20 protein-coding genes and 1 tRNA gene are annotated in these 18,363 nt (G+C 73.9%); 13 read left to right on the top strand and 8 right to left on the bottom strand.

Going from position 1 to position 18,363, the window contains the following annotated elements:
* Window positions 1-8 precede the first annotated feature (8 nt).
* Window positions 9-773: an SDR family NAD(P)-dependent oxidoreductase gene (locus tag ACZ4TW_RS09950; RefSeq protein ID WP_465542518.1), complete on the top strand. Its 765-nt coding sequence runs from the start codon at window positions 9-11 to the stop codon at window positions 771-773.
* A 34-nt stretch (window positions 774-807) separates the two neighbouring features.
* Here the strand turns inward: ACZ4TW_RS09950 and ACZ4TW_RS09945 are convergent, their stop codons facing one another.
* Window positions 808-2,073, bottom strand: a complete 1,266-nt coding sequence (locus tag ACZ4TW_RS09945) for a hypothetical protein (RefSeq protein WP_465542517.1) — start codon at window positions 2,071-2,073, stop codon at window positions 808-810.
* A 140-nt stretch (window positions 2,074-2,213) separates the two neighbouring features.
* Here ACZ4TW_RS09945 and ACZ4TW_RS09940 point away from each other — a divergent pair, with 140 nt between their 5' ends.
* The 3 genes from ACZ4TW_RS09940 to ACZ4TW_RS09930 all read left to right on the top strand — a co-directional run bounded on the left by ACZ4TW_RS09940 (window position 2,214) and on the right by ACZ4TW_RS09930 (window position 5,168).
* Entirely contained in the window at window positions 2,214-2,744 is a 531-nt protein-coding gene (locus tag ACZ4TW_RS09940) for a hypothetical protein (protein ID WP_465542515.1), read from the top strand.
* The gene (locus ACZ4TW_RS09935; RefSeq protein ID WP_465542513.1) at window positions 2,741-3,370 is read left to right on the top strand and encodes a DUF1684 domain-containing protein; all 630 of its coding nucleotides are present in this window, start codon (window positions 2,741-2,743) and stop codon (window positions 3,368-3,370) included. Before ACZ4TW_RS09940 ends, ACZ4TW_RS09935 begins: the two co-directional genes overlap by 4 nt.
* 217 nt (window positions 3,371-3,587) lie before the next feature.
* On the top strand, window positions 3,588-5,168 hold the full coding sequence (locus ACZ4TW_RS09930) for a DEAD/DEAH box helicase (protein WP_465542511.1): 1,581 nt from the start codon (window positions 3,588-3,590) through the stop codon (window positions 5,166-5,168).
* Between the two features lie 61 nt (window positions 5,169-5,229).
* Here ACZ4TW_RS09930 and ACZ4TW_RS09925 read toward each other — a convergent pair whose 3' ends face one another.
* Complete coding sequence (locus ACZ4TW_RS09925) at window positions 5,230-6,735, bottom strand: S1C family serine protease (RefSeq protein WP_465542510.1); 1,506 nt, start codon at window positions 6,733-6,735, stop codon at window positions 5,230-5,232.
* A 148-nt stretch (window positions 6,736-6,883) separates the two neighbouring features.
* On the opposite strand from ACZ4TW_RS09925, the gene ACZ4TW_RS09920 reads away from it, so the two are divergent.
* The gene (locus ACZ4TW_RS09920; RefSeq protein ID WP_465542508.1) at window positions 6,884-7,387 is read left to right on the top strand and encodes a GNAT family N-acetyltransferase; all 504 of its coding nucleotides are present in this window, start codon (window positions 6,884-6,886) and stop codon (window positions 7,385-7,387) included.
* Between the two features lie 31 nt (window positions 7,388-7,418).
* Here the strand turns inward: ACZ4TW_RS09920 and ACZ4TW_RS09915 are convergent, their stop codons facing one another.
* Entirely contained in the window at window positions 7,419-8,006 is a 588-nt protein-coding gene (locus ACZ4TW_RS09915) for an NUDIX hydrolase family protein (RefSeq protein WP_465542507.1), read from the bottom strand.
* 42 nt (window positions 8,007-8,048) lie between these two features.
* Between ACZ4TW_RS09915 and ACZ4TW_RS09910 the strand changes: the two genes are divergently transcribed.
* Window positions 8,049-8,687 carry an alpha/beta hydrolase gene (locus ACZ4TW_RS09910; protein ID WP_465542505.1) on the top strand — a complete coding sequence of 213 codons (639 nt, stop codon included), beginning with the start codon at window positions 8,049-8,051 and terminating at the stop codon, window positions 8,685-8,687.
* Window positions 8,688-8,902: 215 nt separating this feature from the next.
* Complete coding sequence (locus ACZ4TW_RS09905) at window positions 8,903-9,190, top strand: hypothetical protein (protein WP_465542503.1); 288 nt, start codon at window positions 8,903-8,905, stop codon at window positions 9,188-9,190.
* Between the two features lie 57 nt (window positions 9,191-9,247).
* Here ACZ4TW_RS09905 and ACZ4TW_RS09900 read toward each other — a convergent pair whose 3' ends face one another.
* Window positions 9,248-9,655, bottom strand: coding sequence for a DUF5997 family protein (locus tag ACZ4TW_RS09900; RefSeq protein ID WP_465542667.1), 408 nt, complete (start codon window positions 9,653-9,655; stop codon window positions 9,248-9,250).
* Between the two features lie 165 nt (window positions 9,656-9,820).
* Between ACZ4TW_RS09900 and ACZ4TW_RS09895 the strand changes: the two genes are divergently transcribed.
* Both ACZ4TW_RS09895 and ACZ4TW_RS09890 read left to right on the top strand, forming a co-directional pair.
* A complete protein-coding gene (locus ACZ4TW_RS09895) occupies window positions 9,821-10,462 on the top strand; it encodes a LysR family substrate-binding domain-containing protein (RefSeq protein WP_465542502.1) in 642 nt (213 codons plus the stop codon).
* Window positions 10,459-11,208 (top strand): glutamine amidotransferase, encoded by a 750-nt coding sequence (locus tag ACZ4TW_RS09890; protein WP_465542500.1) that lies wholly within the window; start codon window positions 10,459-10,461, stop codon window positions 11,206-11,208. The genes ACZ4TW_RS09895 and ACZ4TW_RS09890 overlap by 4 nt, the downstream gene beginning before the upstream one ends.
* 60 nt (window positions 11,209-11,268) lie before the next feature.
* On the opposite strand, the gene ACZ4TW_RS09885 is transcribed toward ACZ4TW_RS09890, so the two are convergent.
* Window positions 11,269-11,535 (bottom strand): GlsB/YeaQ/YmgE family stress response membrane protein, encoded by a 267-nt coding sequence (locus ACZ4TW_RS09885; RefSeq protein WP_336571874.1) that lies wholly within the window; start codon window positions 11,533-11,535, stop codon window positions 11,269-11,271.
* Window positions 11,536-11,773: 238 nt separating this feature from the next.
* Between ACZ4TW_RS09885 and ACZ4TW_RS09880 the strand changes: the two genes are divergently transcribed.
* Both ACZ4TW_RS09880 and ACZ4TW_RS09875 read left to right on the top strand, forming a co-directional pair.
* Window positions 11,774-12,607, top strand: coding sequence for a universal stress protein (locus ACZ4TW_RS09880; protein ID WP_465542498.1), 834 nt, complete (start codon window positions 11,774-11,776; stop codon window positions 12,605-12,607).
* Window positions 12,604-13,704: a DNA polymerase IV gene (locus ACZ4TW_RS09875; protein ID WP_465542497.1), complete on the top strand. Its 1,101-nt coding sequence runs from the start codon at window positions 12,604-12,606 to the stop codon at window positions 13,702-13,704. Before ACZ4TW_RS09880 ends, ACZ4TW_RS09875 begins: the two co-directional genes overlap by 4 nt.
* 43 nt (window positions 13,705-13,747) lie before the next feature.
* Here the strand turns inward: ACZ4TW_RS09875 and ACZ4TW_RS09870 are convergent.
* Together ACZ4TW_RS09870 and ACZ4TW_RS09865 are read right to left on the bottom strand one after the other, a co-directional pair.
* Window positions 13,748-13,837: transfer RNA gene (locus tag ACZ4TW_RS09870), tRNA-Ser, on the bottom strand.
* Between the two features lie 73 nt (window positions 13,838-13,910).
* Window positions 13,911-15,116, bottom strand: coding sequence for a flavin-containing monooxygenase (locus ACZ4TW_RS09865; RefSeq protein WP_465542495.1), 1,206 nt, complete (start codon window positions 15,114-15,116; stop codon window positions 13,911-13,913).
* A 122-nt stretch (window positions 15,117-15,238) separates the two neighbouring features.
* Here ACZ4TW_RS09865 and ACZ4TW_RS09860 point away from each other — a divergent pair, with 122 nt between their 5' ends.
* The gene (locus ACZ4TW_RS09860) at window positions 15,239-16,111 is read left to right on the top strand and encodes an SGNH/GDSL hydrolase family protein (RefSeq protein ID WP_465542494.1); all 873 of its coding nucleotides are present in this window, start codon (window positions 15,239-15,241) and stop codon (window positions 16,109-16,111) included.
* A 10-nt stretch (window positions 16,112-16,121) separates the two neighbouring features.
* Window positions 16,122-17,489: a DNA repair protein RadA gene (radA, locus tag ACZ4TW_RS09855; RefSeq protein WP_465542492.1), complete on the top strand. Its 1,368-nt coding sequence runs from the start codon at window positions 16,122-16,124 to the stop codon at window positions 17,487-17,489.
* On the opposite strand, the gene ACZ4TW_RS09850 is transcribed toward radA, so the two are convergent.
* The gene (locus ACZ4TW_RS09850; protein ID WP_465542490.1) at window positions 17,490-17,927 is read right to left on the bottom strand and encodes a dehydrogenase; all 438 of its coding nucleotides are present in this window, start codon (window positions 17,925-17,927) and stop codon (window positions 17,490-17,492) included.
* Between the last annotated feature and the right edge of the window lie 436 nt (window positions 17,928-18,363).

The following is an 18,363-nucleotide window of genomic DNA, read 5'->3' as shown; positions in this document are numbered from 1 at the left end:
GTGGTCGCATGACCACGAACGTCGACCCCCGGCCCGTGACGATCGTCACGGGCGGCGGCCGCGGCATCGGCGCCGCGATCGCCGAGCGCCTCGCCGCCGACGGCCACGACCTCCTCCTGACCTACCGCGAGCGCGCCGACGAGGCCGAGGCGGTGGCCGACGGATGCCGCGCCGCGGGCGCGCGCGTCGAGCTGCTGCAGGTCGACCTGGCCGACCTGGACGCCGCCGCCGAGGTCGTGCCCGAGGCCGTCCGCCGCTTCGGCAGGGTCACCGGACTCGTGAACAACGCCGGGATCACCGGGCGGATCGGTCCGTTCCTCGAGGGCTCGATCGAGGAATCCGACCTCGTGTTCCGCGTGAACGTCCTCGCGCCCATGGTGCTGTGCCGCTCCGCGATCGCCCACATGGCGACCGATCTCGGCGGCGCGGGCGGGTCGATCGTGAACATCTCCTCGGGCGCGGCCACGCACGGCGCCCCCGACACGTACATTCCCTACGCGGCGAGCAAGGCCGCGGTGAACATCCTCACGGTGGGACTGGCCAAGGAGTTCGGACCGGTCGGCGTGCGCGTCAACACGGTCTCGCCCGGCACGACGCACACCGAGATCCACGCGACCGCGGGGCGGCCGAACGCGCCGGAGGAGCGCGCGGCCGGCATCCCGATGCGCCGCGCGGGCCGGCCGCACGAGGTCGCCGGTGCGGTCGCGTGGCTGCTCTCGCCCGACGCGTCGTACACGTCGGGCGCCGACATCCGGGTCGCCGGCGGCAAGTAGCCCCGCCGCGTCCGCGGTCCGTCCGCCGCCCGGCTCAGCGGTGCAGCGCGGCGTAGTGTGCGAGCGCCTCGGCGTCGCTCGCCCTCGCCGCCGCGCGTCGCGCCGCATCCAGTGCGGCGACGGGATCGGCCTCGCGCCGCGCGATGCCGAGCTGCCGTTCGGCTTCCGCCAAACGGGTGCGGGCGTCGGCGCCCACGAACGCGCGCGCTCGCTCGATCGCGGACCGCGCGACGGCGATCTGGCTCTCGGCGATCGCGATCGCCCCGGGCAGGGCGCCGCGAGCGCCGCCCAGCCGCTCCTCGGCCCGACGGGTCGTCGCCCGCGCGACCTGCAGGCGATCGCGACCGGCCCGCAACCGGTCGCGCTCGGCGAACGGATCGTCGGCCCGCTCCTCGCGCCCGACCAGCAGCGGCGACAGCTCCCCGATCGCCACGGCCAGCGCCGAGCCCGCGTCGGGGTCGATCGCACCGTCGCGTTCTCGGCGCGCGTCGAGGAGCTCGCGATCCAGCGCGGCCGCCTCGGACGCCGCGTCGTGCGCGGCGGCCGCGAGGTCGAGTTCCACGTGCTCGACCGAGGAGAGCTCGGCCTCGACCCGGTCGAGCGCGTCGGCGGCGCGGCCGAGCACGTCGGCCACCGGCCGGCCTGCACCGCCGGCGAGTCGCGCGTCGGCCTCGTCGAGGGCGGCATCCGCGGCGGCGAGGTCGCGGTCGGCGCGGGTGAGCGCGCCGGACGCGCCGGCGAGCGCCGCCGCCGAGAACCGCGTGCCCAGGCGCTCGAGGCTCGCCGTGGCATCCGCTCGGCGCACCGCGAGGCGGGCGGCGCGCTCGCGCTGGGCGGGCGCGTCGGCGGCGGCGCCGCGCTCGGCGGCGCGGCGACCAGCGAGCCCGGCGGCGGCCTCGGCGAGCGCCCGCTCGACCGAGTCGCACAGCGACGCGATGCGCGCGCTGCGGTCGCGGCGCGCCGCCGCGGTGAGGGCCTCGGCGTCGTCGAGCCGCTGCTGCAGCAGGAACGCCTCGCGGAGCCAGCCCCTGGCCTGCTCGACCGTCGCCGCGAGGTCGCGCGCCGTCGCCGGGCCGAACTGCGCCTCGACGTACCGCACCTCGAGCTCGGCGTCGCGTAGCGCCTCGTCGGCGTGCACGAGCCGCGACTTCGCGGAGTTCTGCAGGGCGTGCGCCGCGTCGTCGTCGCGCGCCTCCCTGCGCACGCCGAGCCGCCGCACGCCGAGCACGCCCAGGACGAGCGCGACCGCCGTCGTGCCGAACACCACGAGCGAGGGCAGCCACTCCAGTCCGTCGGGCATGGCGCGAGCCTAGTCCCACCATCCGCCAGGTGCCCGCGTGTCCGGTGATGGGTCCTGACACGCCGTCGCGCCGTGCGATCCCGCAGCGTGTCGCGACCCCTCGGAGGTCGGGGCGGGTGCGACGCGATAGGGTCCCATCCATGCGGGTGCTGCTGAAGCTGACCCTCGATTGCGATGCGGATGCCGCGTGGCGCGCCATCCGCAGCCCCGCCGTGCTGCGCGAGGTGGTCGCCCCCTGGCTCGACTTCGAGTCGCTCGAGGCCGAGGGCTTCCCCGCGACCTGGCCGGAGGGCCCCCACCGGCTGCGGGCGCTCGCGTTCGGCATCACGCCGGCGGGCGACGAGGTCGTCGACGTGTCGTACCCCGGCGGGCTGCCGCCGGGCGTGCGCATGCTGCGCGACGGCGGCGGCGCGGTGACCGGCCCGCTGTCGGCGTTCCGGCACTGGGACCACCGGATGGCGGTCTCGCCGCTGCCCGACGGGCGCACCCTGTACCGCGACCGCCTCATCGCGAGCGCCGGCCCGGTGCTGGATGCGGCGCTGTGGTACCCGACGTGGGCGTTCTGGCAGTGGCGCGGCATGCGGCTCAGGCAGCTGGCCCCGACGTGGGCGTACGACCCGCCCGGCACCGCCGACGCGAGGCGGGCCGACGCCGCGAGGGGGGTCGCATGAGCGCGACCCTCGGCGCCCTGCAGCTGCAGGACTGGCGCCGCCGGGTGTTCGGCCTCTACGCCGGGGTCCGCCACCTCAGCGTGCACGACCCCGCCGAGGGCCACGAGCTGTGGAAGTCGGGGCGCGACGAGCTGTTCGCGGGGCATCCGCAGTCGCCGCTGCTGCCCGACGACCGGGCCCGCTTCACGGGCCTGACCGTCTCGCGCTACGACCCCGACTGGCGGTACGAGCTGGAGGTGCGCCGTCCCGAGGAGCCGGCCCGGATGCTGGTCGACGACTCCAGCGACGGTCCCATCCCGTTCTCGCTCGTCGGCACCGTGCGCATCCCGTACCTCGGCACGCTCGACGTGTGGCGCCTGCGCACGTACGGCGGCGGGCTCTTCCTGCCGATCAAGGACGGGCTCGCGGGCCAGCCCGGCGGCACGTACGGCGGCGGCCGCTACCTGCTCGACACCGTCAAGGGCGCCGACCTCGGGTCGGGCGCCGACGACGACTCGCTCATCGTCGACTTCAACTTCGCGTACAACCCGTCGTGCGTGTACGACCCGTCGTGGTCGTGTCCGCTCGCACCGGCCGGGAACACCGTCCACGACGACATCCCGGTGGGCGAGCGGATGCCCCGCTGACGCCCCGCACAGCTTTCCCGCAGCACCATCCGCTATGGTGGACCGCGGTGGGCGCGACGATCGCGCCGCCTGCGTCGTAGACACGCTTCCGGGCCTCGGCCCGTCGACTTCATACGGCGAACGGATTCGCCGACCGGCGTCTTCGCCATTCCCACCGCCGGGCCCATCCGCCGCGTTCCGCGGCGCGCCCGGCCGTGCCATCCCGAACGGACCCCCTTTGACGGACCTCACCTTCGGCGCGCTCGGCGTGCCCGCCCCGCTCGTCGCCGCGCTCGCGGCCGACGGCAAGACCACCCCCTTCCCGATCCAGGCCGACACGCTGCCCGACACACTCGCCGGGCGCGACGTGCTCGGCCGCGGCAAGACCGGCTCGGGCAAGACCATCGCGTTCGCGCTGCCCATGGTCGCGCGCCTCGGCACGTCACTCGCCGGCGGCCGCCGCCGTGCCGGCCGCCCGCTCGGCCTCGTGCTCGCTCCCACGCGCGAGCTCGCGACGCAGATCACGCAGACCTTCGAGCCGCTCGCGGCCGCGTACGACCTGAAGGTCACCACCATCTTCGGCGGCATCAACCAGACCCGCCAGGTCGCCGCGCTCCGCGCCGGCGTCGACATCGTCGTGGCCACCCCCGGCCGCCTCGAGGACCTCATGAAGCAGGGCTTCCTGCACCTCGACGCGATCGAGATCACCGTGCTCGACGAGGCCGACCACATGGCCGACCTCGGCTTCCTCCCGGTCGTGACCCGCATCCTCGACAAGACCCCCCGCGGCGGGCAGCGCCTGCTGTTCTCCGCCACGCTCGACAACGGCGTGGACAAGCTCGTCAAGCGCTACCTGCAGGACGAGGTGCTCCACTCCGTCGACGAGGCGAACTCGCCCGTCGCCGCGATGACGCACCACGTCTTCGAGATCGACGACGTCGACGCGAAGAACGAGCTCGTGAAGACGCTCGCGTCGGGCACCGGCCGCCGCATCCTCTTCATGCGCACCAAGCACCACGCGAAGAAGCTCGCGAAGAAGCTCACCGAGCAGGGCATCCCGGCCGTCGACCTGCACGGCAACCTCTCGCAGCCGCAGCGCGACCGCAACCTCGCCGCGTTCGGCGACGGCTCGGTCAAGGTCATGGTGGCGACGGATGTCGCAGCACGCGGCGTGCACGTCGACAACGTCGAGCTCGTCATCCACGTCGACCCGCCCATGGAGCACAAGGCGTACCTGCACCGCTCGGGCCGCACCGCCCGAGCCGGCAGCGAGGGCGATGTCGTCACGATCTGCCTGCCCGGCCAGAAGCAGGACCTGAAGACCCTCCTCCGCAAGGCCGACATCCGCGTCACGCCGCAGCAGGTGACCGCCGACTCCCCCGCCGTCGCGACGCTCGTGGGCGAGGTCGCGCCGTACGTGAAGCCGCAGCCGAAGGCGGCCCAGCAGCAGCAGGGCGGCGGCGGGCGGTCGCAGGGCGCCAACGCCCAGCGCAAGCGCGCCGCGCGCGATGCCGCCGCGGCAGGTTCCGCCACGGGCGCATCGGCTCCCGGTCGGGGACGCCGCAGCCGGGGCCGCGGCCGCGGCGGCCAGTCGGATGTCGCCCCCGCGACGCCGCGCGGCGGCGAGCGCTCGGGGCGCGCCGCCGAGACGAGGGCGCACGCGCCGAAGCAGGCGGCCGCTCAGGGCCGCGGCGGGCAGGCGTCCGGCGCGCAGCGCGGCGCATCCGCTCGCCAGGGCGGCCAGAAGGCGCCGCTGCGGGTCGGCAGCCTCGTCTCCCCGAACCGCAACACCCGCACCAACCGCCGCGCGCAGGGCTGAGCCCTCGCGCACGACGAACGGCCCCGCACCCGGGACGGGTGCGGGGCCGCTCCCCGTCGGATCAGTAGGCGGCGTAGAAGGTGCCGAGCACGCGGTCGGCCGCCTCGAGGTCGGCCTCGCCGATGGCCTGCGCCGCGACCACCACGGTGTACGACCCGGTGATGTCGTTCGCGCCGACGACCACGAAGGTGGCGCTCCCGCCGCAGCCGGTGAAGATCTCCCAGACGCCGGTGTGCAGTCCGTCGTCGTACGGCTGGCGACCGGTCGAGGTGCAGCCCTGCTCGGCGAGCCCGGTCGTCAGGAGGTTCGCGGCGTCATCCGGGGACATGCCCGCGGCGGACTGCGAGGCGTAGACGGTCATGCCGGGCGTGCCCCAGGAACCGGTGTAGCCGGCCAGGTCGGGGGCCGCGGAGACGGACTCCCAGACGGTGCCGTTCGCGTCGGTCACGGCCGCGCCGTCGACGTCGGCCCACGAGGCGGGCACCTCGACGCCGATCGCACCGGAGTCGTCGGTCACCGAGACGTAGTCGCCCGATGCCGGGTCGTCGCTTCCGGTGCCGGCCACCACGGGCACCGCGGTGATGGCCTCGCCGTTGAACTGGCCGCGGTAGGTGAGGCCGTCGGCCGGACGGTAGAGCTCGACCGAGAGCGTGGCGTCCTGCCCGTGCGTGCGCAGCACGTCGCAGTACTCGGTCATGGTGCCCTCGGCGCCGAGCGAGACGCCCTCCATGCGCGTGAGCAGGTCGCCGGGCTCGACGCCCGCCTCGTCGGCGGCCGAACCGGACTTGACCGAGTTCACCCAGATGCCCAGGCCGGTGCCGTCCTCGCCGACCAGCGCCTCGCCGTTGATGCCGAGGCTCAGCACGTCGGTGCCGTCGACGAGGTCGCTGATGACCTCGAGCACCTCGTCGCGGTGGATGGCGTAGTTGTAGTCGAGCGCGTCGTTGCCGGCGTAGTTCACGCCGACGAGCGCACCCTGGCTGTCGATGAGCGGGCCGCCCGAGTTGCCCCCGCGGATGCGCGCATCGTGCTCGATGACGCCGTCGATCGAGGCCCACGGCGTCTCACCGCTCGTGATCGCCTTCGAGACGATCCCCTTCGTCTCGGTGAACGTCGGGTCGCCGAGCGGGAAGCCCGCGGCATACACGTCGAGCGCGGTGTCGATGTCGCCCTTGCGCCAGTCGAGGAACGGGTAGCCCTCGCCCTCGAGCTGCACGACCGCGAGGTCGAGGCACTCCGAGCTGCCGAGCACCTTCGCGCTCAGCTCCTTCGTCGTGTCGCCGCCGCGCCACACCTTGAGGGTGCCGGCGCCGGTGACGACGTGGTTGTTGGTCACTGCGAGCCCGTCGGGCGTGATGATGAAGCCCGACCCGCGGCCGGCGGCTTCGTAGCCGCCCTCCTCGGGCGACACGAACGTGCCGACGGCCTCGAGCTGGATGGTCGCGGACTGGACGCCGTCGAAGCCGACGGGCGTCGGTCCGGAGGCGGTGGGAACGCAGCCGGCGAGGCCGGCCACGACGGCCGTCGCGGCGACGGCAGCACTGATCCTGGTGGTGTTCGAAGTCATGCCTCCGACGGTATGGATCGGGGCGTGGGTCACGGGACCGTGTCGACCCTCATGTTCGCCACGGCATCCCTGAAACCCGGACGGGGTCAGCACTGAGACGACCGGCGCCGATTTCGCCGAGGGCGGGGGCCGGGGTTAGCCTGACCACATGAGCACCGAGGTCGTTGCCGATGTCGTCATCCGTCCCGTCCGCGACTCCGACGCGGAGGCGCTGGGTCGGGTCCACGCGCAGTGCTGGCACGAGGACTACGACACCCTCGTGAGCGCAGCGACGCTCGAGAACCTCTCGCCGCGACGCATGGCCGAGCTCTGGACGCACTGGATGGGCCAGGGCGACGACTTCACGCACGTCGCCGCGCTCGTCGACGGCGAGATCGTGGGCTTCGCCGGCGCCGGGCCGGCGCGCGACGAGGATGCCCCGCGCGCCCGCGAGCTGTTCTTCATCCACCTGCTCGACGCCCATCACGGGCGCGGCATCGGCCAGAAGCTGTTCGACGCCGCGGTGGGCGACGCCGCGGTCTACCTCTGGGTGCCCTCGGCGAACGAGCATGCGGTGCAGTTCTACGCGCGCAACGGATTCCAGGCCGACGGCGCCTCGCACGTCGAGCCGTTCCTCGGCGAGACGATCCACGAGATCCGGATGGTGCGCTGACGCGTCGGCGCGAGGGCGGCGCGAGCCGCCGTCAGGGCAGGGCGCCGACCGCGGCGAGCGCGCGCCGGAGCAGCACGCCCCGGCCGCCCTCCATCTCGGCCGAGAGCGCGTCGCTGCACGCCTCGGCGGGCGACATCCAGGTGACCTCGAGCGCGTCCTGGCGCGGCTCGCACGTGCCGGTCACGGGCACGACGTAGGCGAGCGAGACCGCGTGCTGACGCTCGTCGGTGAACGGCGTGATGCCGGGCAGCGGGAAGTACTCGGCGACCGCGACCGGCACCGGGCTCGCTGGAAGCAGCGGGAACGCCATCGGCCCGAGGTCCTTCTCGAGGTGGCGGAACAGCGCATCGCGGATGGTCTCGCCGTACATCACCCGGCCCGAGACGAGCGTGCGGGTCATCTCGCCGACCGCGTTCGCGCGCAGCAGCATGCCGACCTCGGTGACCTGGCCGACGCCGTCGACCCGCACCGGCACCGCCTCGACGTAGAGCAGCGGCAGGCGGCCCCGCACCTCTGCGAGCTCGAGGTCGGAGAGCCAGCCCGGGTTCGCGGGCGGCTGCACCACGGGCTCGTCTCCGGGTTCCCAGTCGGGGTGCGGGTCGGGTGTGCGCACGGCCATGCCTCGATTCTGCCCCACGACCGGCCGGGGTACGATCTCCCGATGCGGATCGACGATGAGGCGGTGCTCTGGTCGGCGTCGCCGGCCGACCGGGCCGGGCGCCCGCTGCTGGTGCTGCTGCACGGCTACAACTCGCACGAGGGCGACCTCTTCGGGTTGAGCCCGTACCTGCCGCTGCGGCCGGCGATCGCGTCGCTGCGCGCCCCGATCGAGACCGGATACGGACACGCGTGGTTCCCGTTGCCCGAGCAGCTCGACGACGAGCTGTCGACGGTGGATGCCGAGGCGGCCACGACCGCCGTGATGGAGTGGCTCGACCGTGCGGCGCCCGAAGCGCCATCCGTGGGCCTGCTCGGCTTCTCGCAGGGCGGCGCGATGGCCATCGAGCTGCTGCGCCGCGCCCCCGAGCGGTTCGCCTTCGCGGTGAGCCTCGCGGGCTTCTCGCTCCCCGGCGAGCGCGAGGGCGACGAGCGGATGTCGCGCCTCGCGCTTCCCGTCTTCTGGGGCCGCGGCACCGCCGACGACGTGATCCCATTCGAGGCCGTCGCATTCACGCAGGAGTGGTTGCCGTCGCACTCCGACCTCGACCAGCGCGTGTACGAGGGCGTGGGCCACGCGGTGTCCGACCGCGAGCTCGCCGACGTCACGGCGTTCCTGCAGGCGCAGTACGCGGCCGCCTGATCCGGTCGTCGCGGCGCGCGAACCCCCGTGAACTGGGGGCAGGATCGACGGTTGTCGCCGCTGGACGCACGGCGATAACCTGAGGAAACCTCGCGGTATGGGCTGCCGCGCAACCCGAAGGATCCAGCGCCCGCTCCTGTCCCGCGCGGTCGGAACGCCACCCGACGTTCCGACGCGACCGGGCGTCGTGCCCGGCGATGCAAGGGGGAAACAGCATGCGGAAGATCCTCGCCACCCTGGCGCTCACGGGATTCCTCGTCGGCGGCGGCGCCGCCCTGGGCGCCGTGGCCGCCCCGCTGCCCGACAACTGTACGAAGGAGAAGGGCACGGTCACCTGCACCACGTTCGAGGGACCCGGCAAGAACCAGGCCGGAGTCGGCTCGACGGAGACGACCCAGACTCAGGGCAACACGACGAACAAGAGCCCCGAGCCCCAGGACCTCCAGGACGACTGCACGGTGAAGCCGCCGAGCAGCCAGGGTGCACCGAACAGCTGCCCGTAAGCGCAGGCCCGAGCGCCCCCTGACGCCGATCGACGGACGCAGGGGGCGTTCGCCGTGTCAGACGCCGGCTCCGCCGCCCCCGCCGCCGCGGCGTTCGTCGGCCGGACGGCGCGCCGCACGCTCCGCGTCGCGCTCGGCGACCCGGCGCTTCTCGGCCCGCACGCCGGCCTGCCGCGCGCGCTCCTCGACCAGCCAGGCGGGCGGGTCGGCGAGCAGCGCCTTGATCTCGGCGGTCGTCAGCGGGTCGACCACGCCGGCGCGTGCGAGCCCCGAGTTCGAGACGCCGAGCTTGGCGGCGACCACGCCCTTCGGGTGCGGCCCCTCCCGGCGGAGCGTCGCGAGCCATTCGGGCGGATCGGCCTGCAGCTCAGCGAGCTCGGCGCGCGTGACGGGCCCCTGCTGGAACTCCTCGGGCGCGGCCTCGAGCAGGATGCCGAGCTTCTTCGCCGCCGTCTCGGGCTTCATCGACTGGGACTGGCGGGGCTTGGAGTCGTTCACCCCTCCACGCTAGCCGGGACGCCGCGCATCCGCCTCCACCGGGGCGATGCCGCGGGGCGTCACGGCCCGCCGCACCGGCGTGCGGCGACGCTAGCCTGAGAGGGCCGCGCGGCGCGGCGGAAGGGGGCGGAGGTGTCGTTGCGACTGCAGTACGTCGCGGGCGTCAGCCCCGCGAGGTGGCTGCGCGCGTGGGCGGAGCGACGGCCCGACCTGCCGCTCGAGGCCGAGCGCGTCGACCAGCCCGACCAGCTCGATGCGGTGACCGCCGGCGAGGCCGACCTCGCGTTCGTGCGCCTGCCGGTCGACACCGACGGCCTGCACGTCATCCCGCTGTGGGAGGAGATCGCGGTCGCCGTCCTCCCGAAGGAGCACCCTCTGGCCGAGGCCGACGAGCTCGCGCTCGACGACCTCGCGGAGGAGCCCCGCGCGCCGGAGCAGGAGGATCCGGCGATGACCGTCGAGCTCGTCGCCGCGGGCACTGGCTGGGCCATCCTGCCGCACAGCCTCGCCCGCCTGCATCACCGCCGCGACGTCGTCGCGATCCCGGTCACGGATGCCGCGCCCACCCGGGTCGCGCTGGTCTGGCGCGTCGAACGCGACGACGACGACATCCAGGAGTTCGTCGGCGTCGTGCGCGGCCGCACGGCGCGCAGCTCGCGCAGCGGCGCGCCGCCCGAGCCCGATCGGCCCCCCGTGAAGCGCACGCCGCCGCCGGCCAAGCGGACGCCGCGCGGCCGGACGCCGGCGACCAAGCGGAAGCGGCGCGGCCGATGAGCGGCGCGTTCCTCTTCATCTCGGCACGGCCGGAGCTCGAGGCCGTCGGACCGGAGTACGCGTCGGTGCTGCGCGCGACCGGCCTGCCGGCCGATCGGCTCGAGCACCTGCGCCTCGATGCCGAACCGCTCGGCTCGGTCATTCCGCAGCGGTTCTCGGGCGTGATCGTCGGCGGCAGCCCGTACAACGTCACGACTCCCGAGGGGGGCAAGCCCGACGTGCAGCGCCGCGTCGAGCGCGACCTTGCGCGCCTCGCCGAGCAGGCCCTCGCGACGGACCATCCGGTGCTGTTCACCTGCTACGGCATCGGCGTGCTCACGCGCGTGCTCGGCGGCGAGGTCGACACGCGGTTCGGCGAGGAGGCGGCGGCGGTCGAGATCGAGCTGACCGACGAGGGCCGCGCCGACCCGCTCGTCGGCGTGCTGCCCGCGCGGTTCCACGCGCTCGTCGGCCACAAGGAGGCCACCGGGCGCCTGCCCGATGAGGCCGTGCTGCTCGCCCGGTCGGCGGGATGCCCGGTGCAGGTGTACCGCGCGGGCGGCGTGTACGCCACGCAGTTCCATCCCGAGGTGTCGACGGCCGACTTCATCCTGCGTGCGCAGGTCTACCGGCACCACGGCTACTTCCCGGCGCATGAGCTCGACGCCTTCAGCGCGCGGGTGCGCTCGGCATCCGTCACCGAACCGCAGCGGATGCTGCGGCGGTTCGTCGAGCTGGCCGAGGCCCGGTCGCTCGCCCGCGCCTGACGTGCGGAAGGCCCGCCCGACACGAGGTCGGACGGGCCTTCCGGGTACGAGCCGCCCGGGTCAGGCGGTGCGACGGCGATTCACGATGAGGCCGTAGATCAGCAGCACGACGATGGCGCCGCCGATGGCGAGCAGCCAAGTGCTGAGGTCCCAGAACTCCTCGAGACCGACGCCGAACAGCACACTCCCGAGCCACCCGCCGAGCAGGGCGCCGACGACGCCCAGCAGGAGGGTGATGAGCCAGCCGCCACCCTGCTTTCCGGGCAGGATCAGCTTGGCGATAGCCCCGGCGATCAGGCCGAGGAGGAGGAATGCGAGGAAACTCATTGGTGCTCCTTCCGTGGTGCCACTACTGTCCTCCTCCGGGCGACTTGCGTGCAAGTGGTTGCGCTGGTGTGTCGGAACGCGCTATTCAGGGGCCAACCACCCCCGTGCGGGGGACACGCACTGTCGGGGTCGCGTTCGGCGAGGGGGGTGTGCGCGATCCCCGGGCGAGGGACCTTCAGCCCGTGGACTCGGTCGCCGATGCGGCAGGCTCGGAACGGATCGAATCGGAGGTTGCGCGATGCACGAGACGACGATCGTCGGATGGGACGGAAGCAGCACCGCTGAGGCGGCGCTCGCGTGGGCGATCGCCCGGGCCGAACGGCAACCCGAGGGCGCCCGACGGCTCAGGATCGTCCGCACGGTCGACGACGGCTCGATCGCCGGCGACGACCGCGAGACCGCGGACCTGGTCGCGGAGGCGGAGCGCGAGGGCGAGGAGGTCGCCGCGCGGACCAGGGCCGGGCATCCCTCGCTCGACGTCGAGTTCGAGGTCGTGCGGGGCGAGCCGGGCGACGCGCTCGCCGACCGATCGGGCGACGACGCGCTCGTCGTCGTGGGCGCCGAGAACGCGCAGACCGACGAGTTCTGGCACAGCTCACGCCTCGGCGTCCGGCTCTGCGGCATGGCCGACGGCCCGGTCGCCGTGATCCCCGTCGGCGCCGTGCGCGACCGGTCCGGCGTCCTGGTGGCCGTCGACCACGGACCGGCCGCCGAGCAGCTGTGCCGGTTCGCGGCCGGCTTCGCCGCGTCGAGCGGCGAGACGCTGCACGCCATGCACGTCGGCGTGCGCTCCCACACGGTCGGCGAGGATGTCGAGGAACTCGAGGATGCGCTCGCGCTCCCCCGACGCGAGTACCCCGACGTCGAGATCGTGACGCACGTCGAGTCGGGACCCACGGCGCCCACGCTCCTCAAGCGGGCACAGGATCACGACACCGTGATCGTGGGGTCGCGCCGCCTCGGCACCGTCCGGCGGATGTTCCTCGGCTCGGTGAGCCACGCACTCGTCGTGAACGCGCGCTGCCCGACGATCGTCGTGCCCCCGACGAGCGGACCGCACCGCGCGACGTGAGCCCGCACCCCGACGGCGGCGCGGGGCGCCCGTACTGGGTGCTGCACGTCGACCTCGACCAGTTCATCGCCGCGGTCGAGGTGCTGCGACGTCCCGAGCTCGCCGGCCTGCCCCTGATCGTGGGCGGCCGGGGCGACCCGACCGAGCGCGCGGTCGTCTCGACCGCGTCCTACGAGGCGCGCGAGTACGGCGTGGGGTCGGGGATGCCGCTGCGCATCGCCGCACGCAAGGCACCCGACGCCGTGATCCTCCCCGTCGACGCTGCGGCCTACACCGCGGCATCCGAGGAGGTCATGGCGGCGCTGCGGGCGCAGCCCGGCGCCGTCGTGCAGGTGCTCGGATGGGATGAGGCGTTCATCGGAGTGACGACGGACGATCCGGAGGCGTACGCGCGCGACGTGCAGGACGCCGTGCTCGAGCGCACTCGACTGCGGTGCAGCGTCGGGATCGGGGACACGCTGGTGCGGGCGAAGATCGCCACCGGGTTCGGCAAGCCGGCCGGGATCTTCCGGCTGACCGCCGAGAACTGGCTCGAGGTCATGGGCGGGCGGCCGGTCATCGAGCTCTGGGGCGTCGGCAGCAAGGTGTCCCGGCGGCTCGCGTCGCTCGGCATCACGACGGTCGCCCAGCTCGGCGCCGCCGACCCGGCCGCGCTGGCCGGCGAGTTCGGGCCTCGGATGGGGCCGTGGTACGGGCAGCTCGGACGCGGGGAGGGCGCGCGCGTCGTCGACGACACACCCTGGGTCGCGCGGGGCCACAGCCGCGAGACGACGTTCCAGCGCGACCTCGCCGAGCCGGCCGAGGTCGAGGCCGCCCTCCGGGAGCTCGCCGCGCGGGTGCTCGACGACGTCGAGGCGGAAGGACGGCCCGTGATCGCGCTGACCCTCAAGGTGCGCTACGCCCCGTTCTTCACGAAGACCTACCAGCGGCGGATTCCCGAGACATCCGACCGCGCCGACGTGACGGAGCGGGTGCTGGGCCTCGCGTCGGATCGGATCGAGCCCGGCCGTGCCATCCGCCTGCTGGGGCTGCGCGCCGAGATGCCGATGCCCGACGACGCCCGCGAGGGGCACACCCCCACGCGCAGCGGCTGGTGAGACGACGAGAGCCCCGGATCACGGGGATCCGGGGCTCTCGCACTGGCGGTACCGGTGGGATTTGAACCCACGGTGCGCTTTCACGCACACAACTTTTCGAGAGTTGCACCTTCGGCCGCTCGGACACGGTACCGAGAACGATCTTAGACGACGGACCGGCGAGGGCCAAAACGAGCGGAGGTCGCGGGACGGCCGTCGACGGCGGATCACGCCGCGAGCTGCGCGGCGACCACCGCGGCATCCTCGCCGACCCCCAGGAGGAGCGGCGACTTGCGCGTGCGCAGCCACGGGACGCCGACGAAGTACAGGCCGGGCACCCGGGTGCTCGCGCCGTCGTGCTGCAGCGGCAACCCCAGGTCGTCGACCACCCCCGGGATCGCGATCCACCGGTAGTCGGGACGGAAGCCGCACGCGACGACCACCGCGGCGATATCTGCGACGCGCGGCGGCGACGCGACCGCGATGCTCTCGCCCGGCATCGCGGGAAGCTCGGGTTCGGGCAGGCCGAGTCGAGCGGCCGTCCGGGCGATCAGCCCGCAGATGAGGTTCCACCCCTCGTCGCCCGTCGCGACCGATTCCGGGAGGTCGTCCTCGACCACGAGCCGGCCGCCGTCGACGGCGCTCACGTGCCCGATCAGCTCGGCGCCCGCCTGGGCGAGGGTGCGGAGGTTGAGGTCGTGGCCGCCGCGACGCCCGGTCACCAGCGGGTTCGGCGACAGCCGCGCCTCCGGCGAGGGCAGGTCCATCGGGGTCTGCTCGAAGAAGCCCGCGTCCAGCAGCCAGTCGACCGCGTCCCGGCCGGCGACCCGCCGCGGCATCGCGGGCGCACGCCCCGCCGACAGCACCACCTCGCGACCCGCCAGCAGCAGCTCCTCGGTGATCTGCCCGGCGGTCTGGCCGCCGCCGATCACGAGCACGCGGCCGTCGGGAAGTGAGTCGGGAGACCGGTACGACGTCGAGCCGATCACCGGCATGTGCCCCGCGAGCTCGGCGGTGAACGCCGGGCGTCGCTCCCGCTGGTACGCGCCCGTGCATGCGACGACGCGTCGTGCCCGCACGGGCCCGCCCTCGGTCTCGGCGACGAACCCGCGGTCGACGACGCGGAGCTCGGTGACCCCGGCGTGCTCGATGACCGGCGCCCCGATGGTTCCGGCGTAGCGGCGGAGGTGCACGATGATCTGGTCGCGCGGCAGGTAGCCGTCGGGCTCATCGCCGTCGTACTCGCCCCCGGGCAGCCGGATGGTGTGGTTCGGCGTGACGAGGCAGAAGCTGTCCCAGCGCAGGTACCAGGCCGCCCCGGCGCGTTCGCGGTCGACGATGACGTGGTCGACGCCGGAGCGCGAGAGCTCGCGGCTGACCGCGAGTCCGGCCTGACCTGCTCCGACGACGAGCACGTCGGTGTCCGCGAGCATGGCGCCAGCGTATGCCCGGGTCGCCCCGGAGCGGAAGGGTCGCCCCGCCGCCGCGCACGCGACATCCGGCCCGCATCGCAACCCCTGGGCGACGGATGCCTCGGGGCCGTACCCTCGAGGACATGCCCGAGGAACGTCCCGCCCTCGAATCCGTCGTCTCCGCGCTCGTGCCGATCGCGCTCCTCGCCGGAGCGGTGCTCGCCGGGCGAGCGGCGTGGCGGCGGTTCCGCGCGCGGCTCACCGCGAACAGCATGATCCTGAACGAGACGTTGCCCGTGCACTCCAAGTGGTGGCGGGACCACGCGAAGGTCCGCGGCGAGCTGCTCTACGTGGCGCTCGGCGACAGTGCCGCGCAGGGCATCGGCGCGAGCCGGCCCGACCACAGCTACGTCGGGGTGCTCGCGCGCGTCATCCGCGACACGACGGGGCGCACCGTCCGCGTCGTCAACCTCAGCGTCTCGGGCGCGACGGTCGGCCTCGCCGTACAGGATCAGCTGCCCCGGCTCGCGAAGTACCGGCCCGACGTGATGACCGTCTCGATCGGCGCGAACGACATCGCGAAGTGGGACCCCGAGGCCTTCGAGCACGGGCTGCGCACCATCTTCGCCGCCGTGCCCTCGCACACGCTCGTCGCCGACCTGCCGTTCTTCTACTTCCCGCAGAACGAGCGCAAGGTCGCGGTCGCGAACGACATCCTCCGCCGCCTCGCCGCCGAGCACGGGCTCACGGTCGTCCGGCTGCACCGCGAGACCCGCCTGCGCGGATTCCGGCGCATGTTCACGCACTTCGCGAACGACATGTTCCACCCCAACGACCACGGCTACCGCGTGTGGGCCGACGCCTTCCGGCCGGCGCTCATCGCCTCGCTCGTCGAGCGATTCCCGGTCGACGAGGATGGCGAGGAGCTCGCCCCGACCGAGATCGCGAGGGCGTCCGGAGCCGATGTCGCGGCGCCCGCCGGGTCGGTCCTCGAGGATGTCGCCGGCCGGCCCTAGGCTCTGGGACATGGCGAAGCCCTCCACCGCGTACCGATGCACCGAATGCGGCTGGAGCACCGTCAAGTGGGTCGGTCGCTGCGCCGAATGCCAGCAGTGGGGCACCGTCGTCGAGGCGGGCACCGAGACGGGCATCGTGCGCAGCCTGCAGCCGGTCGCGCCGAGCGCCGGGAGGTCGGCACGGCCCATCGCCCAGATCGACGTCGAGCTGACGGCCGCCCACCGGCCGAGCGGCATCGGGGAGTTCGACCGGGTGCTCGGCGGCGGCATCGTCGCGGGTGCGGCGATCCTGCTCTCGGGCGAGCCCGGCGTCGGCAAGTCGACGCTCCTGCTCGAGGTCGCCGCCCGCGTGGCCGCGACGGGGCGTCGCGTCCTGTACGTGAGCGCCGAGGAGTCGGCCGCGCAGGTGCGCCTCCGCGCGGGTCGCACGGGCGCGCTGCACGACGAGCTGTACCTCGCGGCCGAGACCGACCTCGCGACGATCCTCGGCCAGGTCGACGAGGTCTCCCCCGACCTGCTGATCGTCGACTCGGTGCAGACCGTGTCGAGCTCGCGCTCCGACGGACTGCCCGGCCAGCCGAGCCAGGTGCGCGAGGTCGCCTCCACGCTCATCCGCGTCGCGAAGGAACGGCAGCTGCCGGTGCTGCTCGTCGGGCACGTCACGAAGGATGGGACGATCGCCGGCCCGCGCCTCCTCGAGCACCTCGTCGACGTGGTGTGCCAGTTCGAGGGCGACCGGCAGACGGCGCTGCGCTTCGTGCGCGCCCTGAAGAACCGCTTCGGCCCCACCGACGAGGTCGGCTGCTTCGAGATGACCGGCGACGGGATCACCGAGGTCCCCGACCCCTCGGGGCTCTTCCTCAGCCGGTCGCGCACCGCCGTGAGCGGCACCTGCGTGACCGTCGCGCTCGAGGGCCGGCGGGCGTTGCCCGTCGAGGTCCAGGCGCTCGTGGTCAGCACGAAGGCACCCCAGCCGCGGCGCGTCGTCAACGGCGTCGATCCGTCGCGCGTCGCGATGATCATCGCGGTGCTCGAGCGCCGCGCGGGGCTCCGCCAGCTCGGCGAGCACGACGTCTACGTGTCCACCGTCGGCGGCGTGCGGCTCGTCGAGCCCGCGGCCGACCTCGCGATCGCCGTCGCGATCGCGAGCGCCATGCGCGACCGTGCGGTGCCGCACGAGCTCGCCGCCGTGGGCGAGATCAGCCTCGCCGGCGAGGTGCGGCCCGTGGCATCCGCTCGCCAACGGGCTGCCGAGGCAAGGCGCCTCGGGTACTCGGCGCTGCTCGACGACGAACTCGGCAGCGTGCGCGCCGCGGTCGAGCGCGCGATGATGGCCGCGACCGGCGCGCGCGAGCGCGAGCTCGACGCCGCCTTCTGATCAGGCCTCGAGCGCCTTCAGCAACTCGGCCGGCGATGCCTGCATGGGGTGCGGCCCCGCGATGTCGAGGAACACCGTCGTGATCGTCGACTCGTACCGCCTCAGGAACGACTTCAGCCATGCGGGGCTCTGCAGACCGACCGCGGGCGGCAGGTTGGCGGGCTTGTTGGCCGCGTCGCTGAACAGCAACAACGCGACCTCGCCCGTGTTCGGGTCGCGGTACGTCCACACCTCGCCGCCGTCGAGGGGCTTGTCGCGTGGACCCGGCGTGATCAGCGGCACCACCGTGTTGCCGTGCCGCAGCGCCAGCGCGACCGCGGCGATGTCCTGACGCTCGAGCGCCTCGGCGAGCGCCTGGGAGCGGAACTCCAGCGGCTCGCCGCGCTTGGGTCCCCTCGATCCCTTGGAACCCTTGGGAGAACGCGTCGCACCGGCCATCGTTCCACCCTACCGACGCGCTCGATCCCGACGCCGCGTCTCGCGCGTCGGCGCGCGCGTCTCGCGCGTCGCCGCCCGCCCCGGCTCGCTCGCCGCCGCAGCCGCGAGTCCCGGGTTTCCGCGGGTGCACCCGCACGAACCCGGGTCTCGACGCCGCCGCTCGCGCCACGCCATCCCCTGCCCTGACGCGAATCCCGGGTTTCCGCGGGTGCACCCGCACGAACCCGGGTCTCGACGCCGCCGCTCGACCACGCCATCCCTGCCCTGACGCGAATCCCGGGTTTCCGCGGGTGCACCCGCACGAACCCGGGTCTCGACGCCGCCGCTCGTGCCACGCCATCCCCTGCCCTGACGCGAATCCCGGGTTTCCGCGGGTGCACCCACGGGGAAACAGGAGTTTACGGCGTCGGGCGGCGGCGCCGGGGGCAGCGCTACG

The organism is Agromyces sp. NPDC029043, assembly GCF_055564615.1.
This window is presented reverse-complemented; position numbering and strand designations above follow the sequence as displayed.